The organism is Streptomyces typhae (assembly GCF_009755605.1).
GTDB lineage: Bacteria > Actinomycetota > Actinomycetes > Streptomycetales > Streptomycetaceae > Streptomyces > Streptomyces typhae.
In genome coordinates this window covers 116,815-135,723 of record NZ_WPNZ01000001.1, presented here as the reverse complement: position 1 = coordinate 135,723, position 18,909 = coordinate 116,815, and the positions used below count along the sequence as shown (strand labels likewise).

Below are 18,909 nucleotides of genomic sequence, written 5' to 3'. Positions count from 1 at the left end.
TGATCCCGCACGTGATCGTCTCGTAACATTGCCCGCATGTCTTCGACCGAGTTGCCCGGCGCACTGGCCGCCGTGGCCCCCAAACCGGGGGCTGTCGCCGTCGCGAAGGGCGAGCGACTCGACTCGGTCGCCCTGCCCGGACTCACCCTGAACGTGCGCTCGCGCCCCCCGGCGCGCCCCGGTCTGCCGCCCGCGCTGTACGTGCACGGGCTCGGCGGGTCCTCGCAGAACTGGACGGCGCTGATGCCGCTGCTCGAGGACGTCGTGGACTGCGAGGCCGTGGACCTGCCGGGCTTCGGCGACTCGCCGCCGCCGGACGACGGCGACTATTCGGTCACCGGGCACGCGCGCGCGGTCATCCGGCTCCTGGACTCCCGAGGCCGCGGGCCCGTGCACCTGGTGGCCAATTCGCTGGGCGGCGCCGTGTCGACGCGCGTCGCCGCGGTCCGCCCCGACCTGGTCCGCACGCTGACGCTGATCTCGCCCGCCCTGCCCGAGCTGCGGGTGCAGCGCACGGCGGTGCCGACCGGACTGCTCGCGCTGCCCGGGGTCGCCGCCCTGTTCACCCGGCTCACCAAGGAGTGGTCGGCGGAGCAGCGGGTGCGCGGCGTGCTCGGCCTCTGTTACGGGGACCCCGGGCGGGTCACCCCGGAGGGCTTCGGCGCCGCGGTCCGCGAGATGGAGCGGCGGCTCGCGCTCCCCTACTTCTGGGACGCGATGGCACGCTCGGCGCGCGGCATCGTGAACGCGTACACCCTCGGCGGCCAGCACGGACTGTGGCGGCAGGCGGAGCGGGTGCTCGCGCCCACGCTGCTCGTGTACGGCGGCCGGGACCAGCTGGTGTCGTACCGCATGGCGCGCCGGGCGTCGGCGGCCTTCCGTGACTCGCGGCTCCTGACGCTGCCCGACGCGGGGCACGTGGCGATGATGGAGTATCCGGAGACGGTGGCGACGGCCATCCGTGAACTGCTGGCCGATACCGATGAGTTGGCCGGACCCGTCGAGTCGGGCGAGTTGAGTGGGGCACGTGGTGTGCGCGATCGTGGCGCTGTGATGAAGGACCACCACGATTCGGGTTCGAGGAGCTGAGGCGCCGCGTGGGACGTCATAGCCGCCGGGGTCCGGCCGACACCTCGGACACCACCAGCACCTCCGGCATACGGAGTGGCGCACCGAAGGGCCCGGCCGAGGGCCCCGCACCCGGCTCCGGCCGCCGTCGGCGCGACGGCGGCGACGTCACGCCCCCGCACGGGGTGCCCCAGGTGTCCCCGCCACCCGCGTCGACGCCTCCGCGCGGCGTGCCCCGGCACACTCCTCCGCGCGGCGTGCCCCAGCACACGCCGCCCCACGGGGTTCCGCAGCACACCCCGCCCCACGGGATTCCCCAGCACATGCCTCCGCACGGCTCCCCCCTGCACACCCCGCCCGGCGGGACCCCGAAGGTGCGCGGCGGGCACCCCGAGCGGCGCGAGTCCGGAGGCGGCTGGGGCGAGGTCGGCGGAGCGGCTTCCGGCAGGGCCGGGGCCGGGATCGGGATCGGCGTCGGTTACGGAGTGTCTCCCCAGGGGCGGGGCACCTCGGCGCGCGGCCCCCGGCAGGACTACGTCGACGCCTTCGGGGCCGACGACGTGATCGACGTCCGGGACGACGACATCGAGGACGGCGAAGACGACGGCGACGTCTTCGGCGGCGCCACGAGGACCGGTCCGAGCGCCGGTCCTCGTGGCGCCGGCCCGAGGACCGGCCCGAGACCCGCTGCGCAGAGCGGCGCGCGGACCGGTACGAGGTCCGCGCAGCGGCAGCCGGCCCCCCGCGACCCGTACGCGTCCGTGACCACCTGGGACTCGGGCGGCTCCGACGGCGGCGGGCACGACGGCACCGGCGACGGTTCCGGTGACGGCGACCAGGACCCCGCCGACGGCGGCGACGCGGGCACGCGGAGCCGCACGCGGAGCCGCGGCCGTACCGTCACCGGCATCGCGGCCGCCGCCGTCACCACCGTCCTCGCGGTCATCGTGGCCGGTCAGGTCGCCGACGGCGCCAAGGGCGACGGCTCGCCCACGCGGGCCGCGGACAAGGGCGACGACCGTCCGGGGCGCGGCTCCGAGGCGTCCCGCTCCGACAACCGTCCGGCCCCGTCCGATCCCGCTCCGGCCGCCCCGGCCACGTACGACGAGAAAATGGGCAAGAAGTACCCGCTGGACGCGAAACTCACCGCGTCCGGCGACTTCGACGCGATCCGCGGATTCGCCAAGGCGCCGGGCAAGGGCCAGAAATTCAGATACCGCGTCGACATCGAAAAGGGCATGGCGCTCGACGGTGAACTCTTCGCGACGGCCGTGCAGAAAACCCTGAACGACAACCGGAGTTGGGCGCACGGCGGCGCCAGGACCTTCGAGCGGATCTCCTCGGGCCGGCCCGATTTCGTCATCACCCTGGCCAGTCCTGGAACGACCGCGAAATGGTGCGCCAAATCCGGGCTCGACACCTGGGAACAGAATGTGTCGTGCGACTCCGCCGCCACCGACCGGGTGATGATCAATGCGTTCCGGTGGGCCCAGGGCGCCAAGACCTACGGCGACCGCATCCACCCGTACCGGCAGATGCTGATCAATCACGAGGTCGGTCACCGGCTCGGCTACGGACATGTGGACTGCCGCCGCGACGGCGAGCTGGCCCCCGTCATGCAGCAACAGACCAAGTTCCTGAACCACGACGGCATCCGCTGCAAGGCCAATCCCTGGTCGTTTCCGAAGAGTTGAGCCACCGTAACGGGAGATGAACACGGGGGATGAACCGGACCTCGCGTTGACATTCCACGCGCCATCGACCATATTTCTCCGCATGTCGAGCCGTCACGCCTCCGTGAGCGCCGCCCTTGAGCTGGCGCTGTTCGGCGTGACCGCGCTCTGCGTGGCCGACATCCACTGTCGCTGACGCCCGCCCCGGCGAGTGCGTCGCGTTCTTTCCTCGTTTGTTCCTGGCTGATCTGTCGCGTTTCTCCCTGCCGTATGCCGTGACCGCCCGTGCGGTTCGTCCGCCGCATTCGGTACGGCCCTCGGCAGGTCCGTGAGCGCATTCGACGCGCATGCTCCGGGGCGGCCCCTCCGGTTCCGCCGGGCCGTTCCGGCGAACCGTTTCGCTGATTCCCTGCCGGTCCCTTCCCCCGATTCGGCGAGTCCCGTCCCGATTCGTCTTCTTTCGCTTTCCGAGAGGCACTCCGATGCGCCGTCTGCGTCGTCCCACGTCCGCCATATCCAGTCGTACGGCCATGTCCCGCCGTACGGCCGCGGCGTCCGCCGCCCTGGTCGTCCTGGCCGCGGGCGCCGCCGCCTGCGCGGGCCCGGAGGACAACAAGAACAAGGCGGGCGGCGACGGCAAGCCCCAGAAGGGCGGCACCCTCACCGTCCTCAACAGCGACCCGCAGAGCGACTTCGACCCGGCGCGCCTGTACACCTCCGGCGGCGGCAACGTACCGAGCCTCGTCTTCCGCACCCTGACCACCCGCAACCGCGAGGACGGCGCCGACGGCGCCAAGGTCGTGCCGGACCTCGCCGAGAGCCTCGGCAAGCCGAGCGAGGACGCCACGGTGTGGACGTACACCCTGAAGAAGGGCCTCAAGTTCGAGGACGGCACGCCGGTCACCACCAAGGACATCAAGTACGGCATCGAGCGGTCCTTCGCCGCCGAGCTGTCCGGCGGCGCGCCCTTCCTGCGGGACTGGCTCATCGGCGGCGACAAGTATCAGGGCCCCTACAAGGACAAGAAGGGCCTGGACTCCGTCGAGACCCCGGACGACCGGACGATCGTCTTCCGGCTGAACAAGCCCGTCGGCGACTTCGACTACGTGGCCACGCAGACGTCGTTCGCACCCGTGCCCAAGGCCAAGGACAAGGGCACCAAGTACGAGGAGCACCCGGTCTCGACGGGCCCGTACAAGGTCGTGAAGAACACAGGCGACGGCGAGCGGCTGCAACTGGAGCGCAACCCGCACTGGTCCGCGGACACCGACGCCGAGCGCAAGGCGTACCCGGACAGGATCGATGTGCGGTCCGGCCTCAACTCGTCCGTCATCAACCAGCGGCTCTCCGCGAGCCAGGGCGCCGACGCCGCGGCCGTCACCACCGACACCAACCTCGGGCCCGCCGAACTCGCCAAGGTCAGCGGTGACAAGAAGCTCGCCGCGCAGGTCGGCACCGGCCACTTCGGCTACACCAACTACCTCGCCTTCAACCCGAAGGTGAAGCCGTTCGACGACCCCAAGGTCCGGCAGGCCATCGCCTACGCCGTCGACCGGACCTCGGTCGTCAACGCCGCGGGCGGCTCCTCGCTCGCCGAGCCCGCCACCACCTTCCTGCCGAACCAGAAGTCCTTCGGATACACGGAGTTCGACCACTTCCCCGCGGGCGCGTCCGGCAACCCGGAGAAGGCCAAGGAGCTCCTGCGGGCCGCGGGCCACAAGGACGGCCTGACCATCACCCTCACCCACTCCAACGCCAAGAACTTCGAGACCAGCCCGGAGATCGCCACGGCCCTCCAGGACGCCCTGAAGAAGGCCGGCATCACCGTCAGGCTCCAGGGCTTGGAGGACAACGACTACGAGGACAAGGTCCACGACGCCAAGGACGAGCCCGGTCTCTTCCTCGCCCACTGGGGTGCCGACTGGCCCTCCGGCGGCCCCTTCCTCGCCCCGATCTTCGACGGCCGCCAGATCGTGAAGGACGGCTACAACTTCAACTCCAGCTTCCTGGACGACAAGGCCGTCAACCAGGAGATCGACGAGATCAACAAGCTCACCGACCACACCGCGGCCGCCGTCCGCTGGGGCGCCCTCGACAAGAAGATCGGCGCCAAGGCCCTCACCGTGCCGCTGTTCCACCCCGTCTACAAGCGTCTGTACGGCAAGGACGTGAAGAACGTCGTGATCAGCGACTGGACGGGTGTCCTCGATGTCTCCCAGGCCTCGGTCAAGTAGTCATCGCGTACGGAACGAAGCACGGATTCAGGTCGATTTTTCATGAGCTTTTTCATGAGGCCCCATGAGTGAGGCCCTGTTGGCCTCGGAGACCCCGGGGGTGGGCGCCACCGCGGTGCCCGCCCCCGCCTCCGGAGCCCGTCAGTTCTGGCGGCGCCTGCGCACGCAGCGCGCCGCCCTCGCCGCGGCGGCGGTCGTCGCGCTGCTCGTCCTGGTGGCGCTCGCCGCGCCGCTGTTCACGGCCTTGGAGGGCCAGGACCCCACCTCGTACCACCCGGCACTCGTGGACTCCGCCCGCGGCGGTGTGCCCGTCGGGCCCTTCGGCGGGATCAGCTCCGAGCACTGGCTCGGCGTCGAACCGCAGACCGGCAGGGACCTGTTCGCGCGGCTCGTGTACGGCGCCCGCGTGTCCCTCGGCGTCGCCCTCGCGGCGACCGTGCTCCAGGTCGCGATCGGCGTCACCGTGGGGCTCGCGGGCGGCCTCGGCGGCCGCTGGCTGGACCAGACGCTCAGCCGCGCCACCGACGTCATGGTGGCACTGCCCCTGATGGTCCTCGCCCTCGCGCTGCTCGCCGTGGTGCCGGGCGGCTTCCCGCGGCCGGTGCTCGTCGCCCTGGTCATCGGCTTCGTGGGGTGGGGCGGTGTCGCCAAGGTGGTGCGCGCCAAGACCATCTCGCTGAAGTCCCTCGACCATGTGGCCGCGGCCCGGCTCAGCGGCTGGGGCGGCGTCCGGATCGCCCGCCGCGAGCTGCTGCCCGCGCTCGCCGCGCCCGTCATCACGTACGCCGCGCTGCTCGTCCCCACGAACATCACCGTCGAGGCGGCCCTGTCCTTCCTCGGCGTCGGCGTCAAACCGCCGACCGCGTCCTGGGGGCAGATGCTCACCTCGGCCGACGTCTGGTACCAGGCGGCCCCGCAGTACCTGCTGCTGCCCGCCGCCGCCCTGTTCGTGACCGTGCTCGCGCTCACCGTCCTCGGCGACGGTGTGCGCACCGCGCTCGACCCGCGGGCGGCCTCCCGGCTGCGCGTCGGCACCCTGCGCACGCGGAAGGCCGACACCCTGCGCACGCGGAAGCCCGACACCCTGCGCACGCGGAAGCCCGACACCCTGCGCACGCGGAAGGACGGCTCATGACCGCCACCGCCACCGCCACCACCACCTCCGCCGCTGCCCGCTCCCGCGGCGGCGCAGCCGCGCTCGGCGGGCTGCTCGGCGGCGGCTTCACCGGGTTCGTCCTGCGCCGGGTCCTCGGCGCCGTCGTCACCCTCTTCGTGCTCTCCGTCGTCATCTACGCCGTCTTCTACGTGGCGCCCGGCGACGTCGCGCAGATCACCTGCGGCCCGCGCTGCTCGCCCGCTCAGGTGCAGCAGGTCTCCGAGCAGCTCAAGCTCGACGACCCGATCCACGTGCGCTACCTGGACTTCCTGCGGGGCGTCCTCGTGGGCCACGACTACTCGACCGGTACGAGCGTGCTGCACTGCGACGCGCCCTGCCTCGGGCTCTCGTACCAGACCGACCAGCAGGTCACCGAGCTGATCCTGAACAAGGTGCCCGTCACCGCGTCGCTCGCGATCGGCGCCATGGTGCTCTGGCTGATCCTCGGCGTCGGCACCGGCGTGCTGTCCGCCTGGCGCCGCGGCCGCCCCACCGAGCGCGTCCTGACCGCGCTGACCCTCGCGGGAACGGCCACACCCGTGTTCGTCATCGGCCTGCTCCTGATGATCCTCGTCTGCGGCAAACTGCAGTGGCTGCCGTTCCCGCAGTACGTGCCGTTCACCGACGACCCGCAGCAGTGGGCGTGGAACCTGCTCCTGCCCTGGGTGTCGCTCGCCCTCATCGAGGCCGCCAAATACGCCCGCCTGACGCGCTCGTCGATGCTGGAGACGCTCGCCGAGGACCATGTGCGGACCTTCCGCGCGTACGGCGTCCGCGAGCGGTCCATCGTCGGCAGGCACGCCCTGCGCGGCGCGCTCGCCCCCGTGATCGCGCTCAGCGCCAACGACTTCGGGTCGATGTTCGGCGGCGCGCTGCTCACCGAGACGCTGTTCGGCCTGCCCGGTCTCGGGCGCGAACTCGTGCAGGCCGTACGCGTCGTCGACCTGCCGGTGGTCGTCGGCATGGTCCTCGTCACCGGCTTCTTCGTGGTTCTCGCCAACGCCGTCGCGGACGTCCTGTACGCGGTGGCCGACCGACGGGTGGTGCTGTCATGAGCCTCGTGGAAGTCGAGGACCTGGGCGTGGAGTTCGGTGCCGTACGCGCCGTGGACTCGGTCTCCTTCACGCTGGCGCCGGGGGCCGCGCTCGGCCTCGTCGGGGAGTCCGGCTCCGGCAAGTCGACCGTCGCGTCCGCGCTGCTCGGCCTGCACCGGGACACCGGCGCCCGGGTGACGGGGTCCGTGCGGGTCGGCGGCGTGGACGTGGCGGCGGCCGGGGACGACGAGTTGCGGCGGCTGCGCGGCGGGGTCGCCGCGATGGTCTTCCAGGACCCGCTGTCCGCGCTCGACCCCTACTTCGCCGTGGGCGACCAGATCGCCGAGGTCCACCGCGCGCACTCCGGCGTCTCGCGGCGGGCGGCCCGCGCCCGCGCCGTCGACGTGCTCGGCCGGGTCGGGATCCCGGATGCCGCCCGCCGCGCCCGCTCCCGCCCGCACGAGTTCAGCGGCGGCATGCGCCAGCGCGCCCTGATCGCCATGGCCCTCGCCTGCGAGCCCGACCTGCTCATCGCCGACGAGCCCACCACCGCCCTGGACGTGACCGTCCAGGCGCAGATCCTCGACCTGCTGCACGCCCTGCGCGAGGAGACCGGCATGGGCCTGCTCCTGGTCACCCACGACGTCGGCGTCGCCGCCGAGAGCGTGGACGACGTGCTCGTCATGCGGGACGGGCGCGTGGTGGAGCGCGGGGGTGTGGCCCAGGTGCTGGGGGCTCCTCGGGAGGCGTACACGCGGGAGTTGCTGAGCGCGGTGCCGCGGGTGGAGGGCTCCGGCTCCGGCCCGGTCCCCGGTTCCGGTACCAGTTCTGGTTCTGGTTCCGATTCTGGTTCCGGCTCCGCTGCGGGCGCTGATGACGGCGTCGGTGATGGTGGCGGCGTCGGTGATGGTGGCGGTGGCGGTGGCGGTGACGCCGAGGGTGTCGTGGATGCCCGGCGTGCCGAGGGCGTCGTGGGCGACGTCGTGGTCGAGGCCGAAGGGCTGCGGCGCGTGTTCGGACGGGGCAGGCGTGCCTTCACCGCCGTCGACGGCGTCTCGCTCACGGTGCGCGCGGGCGAGACGCTCGGCGTCGTAGGCGAGAGCGGCAGCGGCAAGACCACCCTCGGCCGGATGCTCGTGGGCCTCCTGGAGCCGACGGCCGGACAGCTCCGCCACGGAGGTGCGGAGAAGCCCGGCAAGGGCGCGGCCCCCGGGGTGCAGATGGTGTTCCAGGACCCCGTCTCCTCGCTCAACCCGCGACGCTCCGTCGGCGAGTCGATCGCCGATCCGCTGCGGGCGCGGGGCGACCGCGACGGGGACGCGATCCGGGCCCGGGTCCGTGACCTGATGCAGCGCGTCGGCCTCGACCCCGCCCACTACGACCGCTACCCGCACGAGTTCAGCGGCGGCCAGCGCCAGCGCGTCGGCATCGCTCGCGCGCTCGCCGCCGAGCCACGGTTGATCGTCTGCGACGAACCGGTGTCCGCCCTGGACGTCACCACCCAGGCGCAGGTCACGGCGCTCCTCGCCGAACTGCAGCGGGAGCTCGGGCTCGCCCTGGTCTTCGTCGCGCACGACCTGGCGGTGGTCCGCCAGGTCAGCGACCGGGTCGCGGTGATGCGGAACGGACGGATCGTCGAGCAGGGACCGGTGGACGAGGTGTACGGCGCGCCGCAGGACCCGTACACCCGGCAGTTGCTCGCCGCGGTGCCCGCCCTGGACCCGGCGGTCGCCGCGGAGCGGCGCGCGGCGCGCGCGGCTGGTGCGCACGCGGTGCGCGAGGACGGCGGCGCCGCGGGCAAGGAGCTGGCCGCAGCGTGACGTTCCGTGAACAAGGGTGAGATGTCTTGCGGTGAAGTGCGGGTTTCTGTCCGCTATCGTCCTGGCCTGACCTCGCCATAGCGCGACGGAACGCTACCGACACGAAGAAGTTACGGCGCTTCACCCCTTTTGGTGGCGCGATGGACAACCGTCCGTCGCGCCACCGTCATGTCCGCATACGTTCGTCCCGCTGCGAGCCGCCGGGCCAACGGCGGCTCCCCATATGGGAGATCGGGGGTGCACACGTGCGCATAGGACTGCTTACGGAGGGTGGTCATCCGTATGTGGGTGGTGAGACCGGGCACTGGTGCGATCGCCTCGTGCGCGGGCTCGGGCAGCACGAGTTCGATGTGTACGCGCTGAGCCGGGGCGTGCGGGGGGAGAGGTCCGGGTTCGGTTCTGGTTCTGCCTTCGGTTTCGGGTTCGGTTCCGGGTTCGGTTCCGGGTTCGGTTCCGGCGTCGATTCCGGGTTCGGGTCCGGTTCCGGGTTCGGGTTCGGTTCCGGCTTCGGACGGCGTGCGCGGCGTGCGCGGCGGCGGTTCGCCGAGTGCTTCGGTGAGCTGGCGCGGGTGCTGTGTGCGGGGGCCGGGGTCGGTGCCGACCGGGCGGGCGAGAGCGGGGGGGACGGCTCCGGCCAGTTGGCGGACCGTTTCGGCAGCGCGCTGTACGGCCTCGCCGAACTGGCCCGTGACGCCGGTAGCCTGGCCGGGCCGCTGCGGTCCGAAACCGCCGTGCGCGCCTTGGAGCAGGCCTGCCGCGCGCCCGGCGCATCCCCGGCCGCGCGCGCCGCCCGCGTGGCCGATCTGCTCGCCGTCGCGGACCACCTGGAGCGTGCGCTGCACCCGCTGTCCCTCGACTGGTACGGGGACGACGCCCTGGGCGCGGTCGACCTCTGCCACGCCACGTCGGGCGGCGGCGCCGCGCTGACGGGGCTGCTGGCCAAGCACTTCGCGGGGGTGCCGCTGCTGGTCACGGAGTACGGGGTGCGGTTGCGGGAGCACTATTTGGCTGGTGCTGGTGCTGGTGCTGGTGCTGGTGCGCCGGGGCTCGCGGTGCCCGCGCGCACGCTGCTCGCGGCCTTCCAGGGCAAACTCGCCGCCGAGGCGTACCGGCAGGCCGCGGTCGTCACCCACGGAAACGCGCACGCGCGCCGCTGGCAGGAACGGTGCGGCGCGGACCGGGCCAAGCTGCGCACGGTCCACCCCGGTCTCCCTTCGAGCCGCTTCGGCGAGGTCGGCGAACGGGAGGGCCCCGGAGATCCGCGGACCCTGATCTGGGTCGGCCGCGTCGAACCGGCGAAGGACCTGGTCTCGCTGCTCCACGCCTTCGCCGAGGTCCGCAGGGCGGAGCCCGGGGCGCGGCTGCGCGTCGTCGGCGCCCCCGCGGACGGGGCGGAGGCGGCGGCGTACCACGCGCACTGCCGGGCGCTCGCCGCCCACCTGTTCCCCGCCGAGGCGGACGGCGCGCCCGCGGGCGGCGCCGAGCCGGTGTCGTTCGAGGAGATCGGCGGGCCGGAGCTGCCCAGCCTCGCGGACGCCTACGCGGCCGGCGGCGTGGTCGTCCTGTCCAGCGTCGTCGAAGGCTTCCCGGTCGGCCTCGTCGAGGCGATGTTCTGCGGGCGCGCGACGGTCTCGACGGACGTCGGCGCGGTCGTGGAGGTCGTCGGCGGCACCGGTCTCGTGGTGCCACCGCGCGATCCCCGGGCGCTCGCGCAGGCGTGCGTGGCGCTGTTGCGGGACCCCGGGCGCCGTGCGCGCCTCGGCGCCGCGGCGCGGGCCCGTGCGCTCGAACTCTTCACGGTCGAGCAGAACCTCACAGCATTTAACGGCATTTACCTGGAGATCGTCTCCCACTGTCCGGCGCGGCGTGAGGCCCTGAACGAGGCGGGGGAGCCAGTGCCGTTCGCGCGCCCCGCCGAGGCGTACGTACCCGGTCGGTGGGCCGGGGTGCGCCGTCACGAGGGCACGCGGCTCGGCCCGCCGCCCGGACCGGGGCTCTGCCTGAAGCCCTGGGAGGCGCTGTCATGACGCGGTGGGCGGAGCGGTCGGTGGACGTGCCGCGGGCGCCGGGCCCCGCGGACGGCTGGGACGCGCGGTCGGAGGACCCGGCGGGCGGGAGCGGGAGCGGTGCCCCCCGGCGAGGCCCTGCCGATCCCGTGAAGGCGCTCATGCACCAGTACCGCGACCTGTGCGAGCGGGCGGTGGACCCGCTGGAGATCGCGGCTGGTCTGGAGGCACACGGCCTCACCGACCGGACGGTCGCACGGTTCCGCCACCGGGACGTGTTCGCGCTCGCGGAGGAGATGTACGCCCGTGCTCCGCGGGGGGGCGGCGACCTTGCGGGCACCGGCGATGCGGCAGGGGCCGGTGCTTCGCTGGGGTCCGGTGTCTCCGTGGACACCGTCACTCTCGCGCGGGTGGGCACTTCCGTGTGGGTGGGCACTTCCGTGTGGGTCGGTACCCCCGCGCGGGTTGTCACCCCCGCGCGCACCGCCACCCCCGCGCGCACCGTCACCCCGGCGCGCAAAGTCACCCCCGCGCCCCCCAGCAGCACCCCCCGATGGGCCCTCGCCCCGCTCCCCGGAGCCGCCTGTGCCCTCGCGGTGGCGGGCGCGGCCCTCGGTGACGGGCGGTTGCGCCTCGCGGCGGGCATCGGTGGCGCGCTCGCCGTCGCCGCGGCCCTCTGGATCGCGTTGCGGTACGGCCCGCTCCGCCCCGCCCGCCGCGCCTCCCGGACCCTGCACGTCTGGGTCGCCCTGCTCCTTGCGTACGCCCTCGTCGGTGACGAGTTGCTCATGGCCGCCGTGTCCGGAGAGCCCGTCGGACTCCGGCCGCCCTCGGCCGCCGTCGCCCTCGTCCTCGCGGGTGCCGTCGCCCCCGGCCTGTGGTGCGCGCGGATCTTCGCCGTACGCGCGGGCGGGCGGCTCGGCGCGAGCCGTGGCCTCGACGAGTTCGCGGCCTCCGTACGGCCGCTGCTGATCGCGGTGTTCGCGCTGTACCTGTGCGCCGTGGGCGCCCTGCTCGTCGGCGTGGGATCGCTGCGCGTGCCGGGGGCAGGCGCCACCCGCTCCCTCGTCGCCGCCGGAGCGCTCGCCGCGCTGTTGTGGCTCGGCCGGATGCTGCGCGCCCACGGCTCGCGCCGGGCGCCCGCCCTCGTGTACGGGACGGCCGCCACGACCCAGGCCGCCGCGGTGGGCCTGGTGTGCGCCGCCCGCCTGCCGGGCCGCCCCGGCTTCCTCGCCGCGCCGGCCGAGCGCCTGCACGCCGCGGGCGGCACCGGCGCACTGCCCGCCCTCGTCTGCGCAGCCGGAGCCGCGGTGCTCCTCGTACACGCCGTGCGCGTCCTCGGCCGGGCCTCCGCACACGCCACCGCCGGCGGTGCGCGGTGAGCGCCTTACCCGCGACCCGCCGCCCCGGGTCGCCCCCAGACACCGTCACGCCCCAGCCCCCGCCGTGACGCCCCGCGCGGCCGCAGAGCCGGCCCGGGACCCTCCCCGCCTCCGTCCGTCCCTTCCTCGAACACGGCAACACCCTGAAGGAGAAACGCAGATGACCACCCCCAGCCACCGCGCGAGTGCCCCGGGAGCCGCCCGATGAGGGTGCTGCTGATCGGAGCCAACGGATACCTCGGCCGGTTCGTCGCGGACCGGCTGCTCGCCGACCCGGCCGTACAGCTCACCGCCCTCGGACGGGGCGACGACTCGGACGTCCGGTTCGACCTCGCCAGCGGCAGCCCCGGGGCGCTCACCCGCTTCCTGGACGCCGTGCACCCGGGCGTCGTCATCAACTGCGCGGGCGCCACCCGCGGCGGCGCCCGCGACCTGACCCGGCACAACACCGTCGCCGTCGCCACCATCTGCGAGGCCCTGCGCCGCAGCGGCTGCGGTGCCCGCCTGGTGCAGCTCGGCTGCGGCGCCGAGTACGGCCCGAGCCAGCCGGGCTCGTCCACGGCCGAGGACGCCGTGCCCCGCCCCGGCGGCCCGTACGGCGTCAGCAAGCTCGCCGCCACCGAACTCGTCCTCGGCTCCGGCCTCGACGCCGTCGTCCTCAGGGTGTTCTCGCCCGCGGGCCCCGGCACCCCGGCGGGCTCGCCCCTCGGCAGGCTCGCCGAGGCCATGCGGCGCGCCATGCAGGCGGGCGACGGCGAACTCAAGCTCGGCGGACTCGGCGTCCAGCGGGACTTCATCGACGTACGCGACATCGCCCGCGCCGTGCACGCGGCCTCGCTGTCCGCCGCCCAGGGCGTCGTCAACATCGGGTCCGGACGTGCCGTGCGGCTGCGGGACGCGGCAGCCGTGCTCGCCCGCGTCGCGGGCTACGGCGGTGCCCTGCACGAACTCGACCAGCCCGCGGGGCGGCCCGTCATCGGCCACCCCCGCCCCGACCCCGACCACGCGCCGCCGACCGCCTACCCCTACCCGGACGGCTGCGGCAGCTGGCAGCAGGCCGACGTGCGCACCGCCCGCGACCGGCTCGGCTGGCGGCCCCGTATCAACCTCGAAGAGTCCCTGGCCGACATCTGGATGGAGGCGGCATGCCGCATCTGAGCAGCACGGCCACGGGCGTCGCCCAGACCGACCTGCGCGTCGGGTTCGGCGTGCCCGGCTTCGCGCACCCCCTGCTCGCCCCCACCGAGTGGGCCGAACTGACCCGCCCCGGCACCCCGCTGCACTGGGTCGTCCTGAACGTCGACAACGGCCCCGGCGGGCGGCCCGACCCGCACTGCCTGGAAGCGGCCGGAAGGCTGCGGAACGCCGGAGTCCGGGTCCTCGGGCGGCTCGACGTGACGTACGGCGCCCGCTCCTTCGGCGAGCTGGTCTCCGACGCCCACCGCTACGTCGACTGGTACCTCGTCGACGGGTTCTTCCTCGGCCGCTGTCCCACGGGGCGCACGTACCTGCCGGAGGTCGCGCGCACGGTCGGCACGCTGCGCGCGCTCCTCGGCGGCGGGTCCCGCGACGGGCACGTCGTCTTCGGCCACGGCTGCCACCCGTACCCCGGATACGCCGACGCCGCCGACCAGTTGGTGACCTTCGCCGGGCCCTGGAGCCAGTACCGCTGGTCGCAGGCGCCCGAGTGGACCGCCGCCCACCCGCCCGAACGCTTCTGCCACCTCGTCCACGGCGTGCCGCTCGGACATCTCGACGAGGCCCTGCGCGTGGCCCGCTGGCAGGGAGCGTCGACGATCTACTTCACCGACCGTACGGACCGCAGCGACCGTTCCGAGGGCGGCCCCGCGGCCGACCCGTGGGAGGCCATGCCCGGTTACTGGGACGAAATCGTCTCGCGCATCGGACCAGGTGTCTCGGAATGAAGAAGGCCATGGCAGTGTTACCAGGAGAACAAGCGTCCCCCTGTCCGGCGCTGCCCGGACCGGGGGACTTCGATCGCACTTTCGACCAACGGAGTCCCCGTGTCGCTGCCACCCCTGGTCGAGCCAGCATCTGAGCTCACCGTCGACGAGGTCCGCAGGTACTCCCGCCACCTGATCATCCCCGACGTCGGGATGGACGGGCAGAAGCGGCTGAAGAACGCCAAGGTGCTCTGTGTGGGCGCCGGCGGCCTGGGGTCGCCGGCCCTGATGTACCTCGCGGCGGCGGGCGTCGGCACCCTCGGCATCGTGGAGTTCGACGAGGTCGACGAGTCGAACCTGCAGCGCCAGATCATCCACAGCCAGGCCGACATCGGCCGTTCCAAGGCCGAGTCCGCGAAGGACTCGGTCCTCGGCATCAACCCGTACGTGAACGTGGTGCTGCACGAGGAGCGGCTCGAGGCCGACAACGTCCTGGACATCTTCGGCCAGTACGACCTGATCGTCGACGGCACGGACAACTTCGCCACGCGTTACCTGGTCAACGACGCGTGCGTGCTGCTCAACAAGCCCTACGTGTGGGGCTCCATCTACCGCTTCGACGGTCAGGCCTCGGTGTTCTGGTCCGAGCACGGGCCGTGCTACCGCTGCCTGTACCCGGAGCCCCCGCCCCCCGGCATGGTCCCGTCCTGCGCCGAGGGCGGCGTGCTCGGCGTGCTGTGCGCCTCCATCGGCTCCATCCAGGTCAACGAGGCCATCAAGCTCCTCGCGGGCATCGGCGAGCCGCTCGTCGGCCGCCTGATGATCTACGACGCCCTGGAGATGCAGTACCGCCAGGTCAAGGTCCGCAAGGACCCGGACTGCGCGGTCTGCGGCGAGAACCCCACCGTCACCGAGCTCATCGACTACGAGGCCTTCTGCGGCGTCGTCTCCGAAGAGGCCCAGGAGGCGGCGGCCGGTTCGACGATCACTCCCAAGCAGCTCAAGGAGTGGATCGACGCCGACGAGAAGATCGAGATCATCGACGTCCGCGAGCAGAACGAGTACGAGATCGTCTCCATCCCGGGCGCCAAGCTGATCCCGAAGAACGAGTTCCTCATGGGCGCCGCCCTGGAGTCGCTCCCGCAGGACAAGAAGATCGTCCTGCATTGCAAGACGGGTGTCCGCAGTGCGGAAGTCCTCGCCGTGCTGAAGTCCGCGGGCTTCGCGGACGCCGTGCACGTCGGCGGCGGCGTGATCGGCTGGGTCCACCAGATCGAGCCGGAGAAGCCGGTCTACTAGGGCGAACGCTCCACCGGGCTTCCCTCGGCCCCGCTCACCTTCCGGTGGGCGGGGCCTTCGGCTGTCCGGGCCCAGCGACGGCCGGGCTCCGGGCCCCGGCGCTCAGGACTCGCAGACCTTGTCGTCCTCGGGGACCTTGCCGTCCAGGAGGTAGCCGTTCACCGTGTCGTCGACGCACGTGCTGCCGTTGCCGTACGCCCCGTGGCCCTCGCCCTTCCAGGTCAGGTGCACGCCGACGCCCTTGCCCAGCTCGTCCGCCATCCTGCGCGCGCCCTCGTAGGGCGTGGCCGGGTCGCCGGTGTTGCCGACGACGAGGACCGGGTCGGCGCCGGGGGCGCTCACCTCCGGGGTGTCCGTGAGGCCCTCGACCGGCCACTTGTGGCACCAGCCCGCGGTGTCCCAGCCCATGAACACGCCGAACACCGGCGATATCTCACGGAACCGGTCGAGCCGCGCCTTGGCCTGCGCGGGCGTCGGCCGCTCCTTGGTGTCGCGGCAGGCGATCGCGCGCTGCGAGTGGCTCTGGGTGCTGTAACGCCCGGACGCGTCGCGTTCGTTGTAGGCGTCGGCGAGCTGGAGCAGGGCCGTGCCGTTGCCCTTCTCGGCCTCCGCCAGGGCGTCGGTCAGCGCGGGCCAGGTCTCCTTGCTGTACAGCGTGACCGTGATGCCGGTCGTCGCCAGGGCCTCGCTCAGCTTGCGCCCCGGCGTGTCCGTGCGCAGCGGCTCGGCGTCGATGCGGCGCAGCAGGTCGACGATCTTCTTCGTGCCCGCCTTCGGCTCCTGGCCGTTGGCCTTCAGGTAGTTGTCCAGGGCGCGCTGGAAGCCCCGGGCCTGGTTCTCGGCGTGGCCCACGGCGCCCGACGTCGGGTCCACCACGGCGTCGAGCGTGAGGCGGCCGGTCTTCTCGGGGAACAAGTGGGCGTACGTCCCGCCGAGCTCGGTGCCGTACGAGATGCCGAAGTAGTGCAGCTTGTCGTCGCCGAGCACCTGCCGCATCACGTCCATGTCGCGCGCCGCCTCGGCCGTCGAGACGTGCGGCAGCAGCTTCTTGGCGGCCTTGGCGCAGCCGGCTCCGAAGTCCTCGGCGTCCTTGAGATAGGCCCGTTCCTCGGCCGGGGTGTCCGGGGTGGGGTCGGTGTTCTCCGCCGCCTGGGTCTGCTTGTCGCTGCGGCAGCGCACGCCCTCGCTGGCGGCGACTCCGCGCGGGTCGAAACTCACCAGGTCGTACCGCTCGCGCAGCTTGGCGTACTGGTCGCCGAAGGACGGCAGCATGGAGACGCCGGAGCCGCCGGGGCCGCCGAAGTTGAACAGGAGCGAGCCGATGCGGTCGCCCTTGCCCGTGGACCTGGCGCGGATCAGCGCGATGCCGATCGTCTCGCCGTCGGGCTTCGCGTAGTCGAGCGGGACCTCGATCGTCGTGCACTGCCACTCGTCGCCCGGCGCCGCCTCGCCGCCCGAGGCCTCGCAGTCCCCCCAGTCGAGCTTCTGCGTCGTGAGGGAGGCGGGCAGTGAGGAGGAGGGGTCGGGGCGCGGCGCCGGATCGGCCCCCGAGCCCCCCGGCCGTTTCGCGTCGTCCTCGCCGTCGTCCGACGAACCTCCGCACCCGACGGCGAGCCCGGCCACCATGACCCCTGCGGCGGCCAGAGCGGCTGACCGTACGAAACGCGGCATGACGCTTCCCCCCTCGGAAGACAGTCAGCCCATAGTAGGCACGGCCACTGACATCGCTCCGGGCGGGCGGAGCGCGGGGCGAACCCGCTCAGGCACAGACGGTGCCCTTCTTCGGCACCCTGCCCTCCAGCAGATAGCCGTCCACGGCCCCTCGTACGCAGGAGTTCTTGCTGTCGTACGCCCCGTGCCCCTGGCCCTTGTAGGTCAGCTCGACGCCGACGCCCTTGCCGAGGGCGTCGACCATCTTGCGCGCGCCCTCGTAGGGCGTGGCCGGGTCGCCGGTGTTGCCGATGACGAGGACGGGGGCCGCCCCCCGCGCGCTCACGTCGGGGCGGTCGGCGGCGCCGTCGACCGCCCAGTCGGTGCAGTTGACCATGCCCCACGCGAGGTAGTCGCCGAAGAGGGGAGAGGCCTCGCGGAACTCGGGCAGCTTCGCCTCGACGTCGTCGGGCGTGTAACGCGGTTTGTCGTCGGCGCAGTTGATGGCGACGTTCGCGGCCTGGATGTTGCTGTAGCTGCCGTCCTCGTTGCGTCCGTTCATCGCGTCGGAGAGCACCATGAGGATCCTGCCGTCGCCGTCGTAGGCGTCTTCGAGGCCCTGGGTGAGATAGGGCCAGAAGTCCTGGGAGTACAGGGCCTGGGCGATGCCGTTCGTCGCTGCCGTCTGCGTCAGTTCACGCGGCGGCAGACCGGGCAGCGGCTTGCTGTCGAGGTTCTTCAGGAGACGCGCGATACGGTCCTTGACGTCCTGTTCGCTGTCGCCGACAGGGCAGTCCTCCTCCTTGGAGGCGCAGTCCTCGGCGAAGTTGTCGAGCGCGAGCTGGAACCCCTTCGCCTGCCCCAGGGAGCCCTGTTCCGGTGTCTGCGTCGGGTCGACGACCGCGTCGAAGACCGCGCGTCCCACCTTCCCGGGGAACAGGTGGGCGTACACGCCGCCCAGTTCCGTGCCGTACGAGATGCCGAAGTAGTGCAGCTTGTCGTCGCCGAGCACCTGCCGCATCAGGTCCATGTCACGGGCCGCGTCCGTGGTGCGCACATGGGGAAGCACTTTCTTGGAGTTCTTCTCGCACGCCCCGTTGAACTTCTTGACGTTGTCGATGAGCTCCGTCCGCTCGGCGGCGTCGTCGGGCGTCGCGTCCTGCTGGTAGTACGCGTCGAGGTCCTTGTCGTCCTCGCACTCCACTGCCTCGCTGCGGCCCACCCCGCGCGGGTCGAAGCTCACCAGGTCATAGCGGGTGCGCAGCTTCGCGTAGTCCGAGCCGAACGCGGGCAGCGAGGTCACGCCGGAGCCGCCGGGGCCGCCGAAGTTGAAGACGAGCGAGCCGATGCGCCGGTCCTTGTCGCGCGCGGCGGCACGGATCAGGGCGATGTCCAGGGTGTCGCCCCCGGGCTCGTCCCAGTCGCGCGGCGCCTTCATGGTGGCGCACTGCCACTCGGCGCCCCCGGGCAGCGGGGAGGGGGCGTCGCCGCCGCCCTCCGCCGCGGACGGCGCCGGACAGTCCTTCCAGCTGAGCTTCTGGTCCGCGGGGGCCCTGCCCGCGCCCTTGTCTGAGCCGGAGTCCCCGCAGGCCGTGAGCGCGGCGGTCAGCAGGGCGGCGGTGGCGGTCAGGGCCTTGGCGCGCGGCGGGAGCTTGGGCATGGCTCCATCCTGCGGCGGGGTCC

Annotated in this window: 14 protein-coding genes; 12 read left to right on the top strand and 2 right to left on the bottom strand. The window is 72.8% G+C overall.

The window, feature by feature from the left end:
• Positions 1-36 precede the first annotated feature (36 nt).
• The 12 genes from GPA10_RS00565 to moeZ all read left to right on the top strand — a co-directional run bounded on the left by GPA10_RS00565 (position 37) and on the right by moeZ (position 15,576).
• Positions 37-1,089, top strand: a complete 1,053-nt coding sequence (locus GPA10_RS00565; protein ID WP_157163787.1) for an alpha/beta fold hydrolase — start codon at positions 37-39, stop codon at positions 1,087-1,089.
• An 8-nt stretch (positions 1,090-1,097) separates the two neighbouring features.
• Positions 1,098-2,762: a DUF3152 domain-containing protein gene (locus GPA10_RS00560; protein WP_425505630.1), complete on the top strand. Its 1,665-nt coding sequence runs from the start codon at positions 1,098-1,100 to the stop codon at positions 2,760-2,762.
• 82 nt (positions 2,763-2,844) lie between these two features.
• Positions 2,845-2,937: an Ms4533A family Cys-rich leader peptide gene (locus GPA10_RS43570; RefSeq protein ID WP_343040134.1), complete on the top strand. Its 93-nt coding sequence runs from the start codon at positions 2,845-2,847 to the stop codon at positions 2,935-2,937.
• Positions 2,938-3,271: 334 nt separating this feature from the next.
• On the top strand, positions 3,272-4,975 hold the full coding sequence (locus tag GPA10_RS00555) for an ABC transporter substrate-binding protein (RefSeq protein WP_157163785.1): 1,704 nt from the start codon (positions 3,272-3,274) through the stop codon (positions 4,973-4,975).
• 64 nt (positions 4,976-5,039) lie between these two features.
• Positions 5,040-6,110 carry an ABC transporter permease gene (locus tag GPA10_RS00550; RefSeq protein WP_157163784.1) on the top strand — a complete coding sequence of 357 codons (1,071 nt, stop codon included), beginning with the start codon at positions 5,040-5,042 and terminating at the stop codon, positions 6,108-6,110.
• The gene (locus GPA10_RS00545; RefSeq protein WP_425505629.1) at positions 6,107-7,186 is read left to right on the top strand and encodes an ABC transporter permease; all 1,080 of its coding nucleotides are present in this window, start codon (positions 6,107-6,109) and stop codon (positions 7,184-7,186) included. Before GPA10_RS00550 ends, GPA10_RS00545 begins: the two co-directional genes overlap by 4 nt.
• Positions 7,183-8,985, top strand: coding sequence for a dipeptide ABC transporter ATP-binding protein (locus GPA10_RS00540; protein WP_157163783.1), 1,803 nt, complete (start codon positions 7,183-7,185; stop codon positions 8,983-8,985). The genes GPA10_RS00545 and GPA10_RS00540 overlap by 4 nt, the downstream gene beginning before the upstream one ends.
• A gap of 245 nt (positions 8,986-9,230) precedes the next feature.
• Positions 9,231-11,012, top strand: coding sequence for a glycosyltransferase (locus GPA10_RS00535; protein WP_343040132.1), 1,782 nt, complete (start codon positions 9,231-9,233; stop codon positions 11,010-11,012).
• A complete protein-coding gene (locus GPA10_RS42105; RefSeq protein WP_246258591.1) occupies positions 11,009-12,373 on the top strand; it encodes a hypothetical protein in 1,365 nt (454 codons plus the stop codon). Before GPA10_RS00535 ends, GPA10_RS42105 begins: the two co-directional genes overlap by 4 nt.
• Positions 12,374-12,577: 204 nt before the next feature.
• Positions 12,578-13,531: an NAD-dependent epimerase/dehydratase family protein gene (locus GPA10_RS00525; protein WP_058849697.1), complete on the top strand. Its 954-nt coding sequence runs from the start codon at positions 12,578-12,580 to the stop codon at positions 13,529-13,531.
• Entirely contained in the window at positions 13,519-14,298 is a 780-nt protein-coding gene (locus GPA10_RS00520; RefSeq protein ID WP_058849696.1) for a spherulation-specific family 4 protein, read from the top strand. The genes GPA10_RS00525 and GPA10_RS00520 overlap by 13 nt, the downstream gene beginning before the upstream one ends.
• Before the next feature lie 99 nt (positions 14,299-14,397).
• Complete coding sequence (gene moeZ, locus GPA10_RS00515) at positions 14,398-15,576, top strand: adenylyltransferase/sulfurtransferase MoeZ (RefSeq protein WP_343040131.1); 1,179 nt, start codon at positions 14,398-14,400, stop codon at positions 15,574-15,576.
• Between the two features lie 102 nt (positions 15,577-15,678).
• Here the strand turns inward: moeZ and GPA10_RS00510 are convergent, their stop codons facing one another.
• Positions 15,679-17,247, bottom strand: coding sequence for an alpha/beta hydrolase (locus GPA10_RS00510; RefSeq protein ID WP_157163781.1), 1,569 nt, complete (start codon positions 17,245-17,247; stop codon positions 15,679-15,681).
• Positions 17,248-17,335: 88 nt separating this feature from the next.
• Complete coding sequence (locus tag GPA10_RS00505) at positions 17,336-18,886, bottom strand: alpha/beta hydrolase (RefSeq protein WP_157163780.1); 1,551 nt, start codon at positions 18,884-18,886, stop codon at positions 17,336-17,338.
• Between the last annotated feature and the right edge of the window lie 23 nt (positions 18,887-18,909).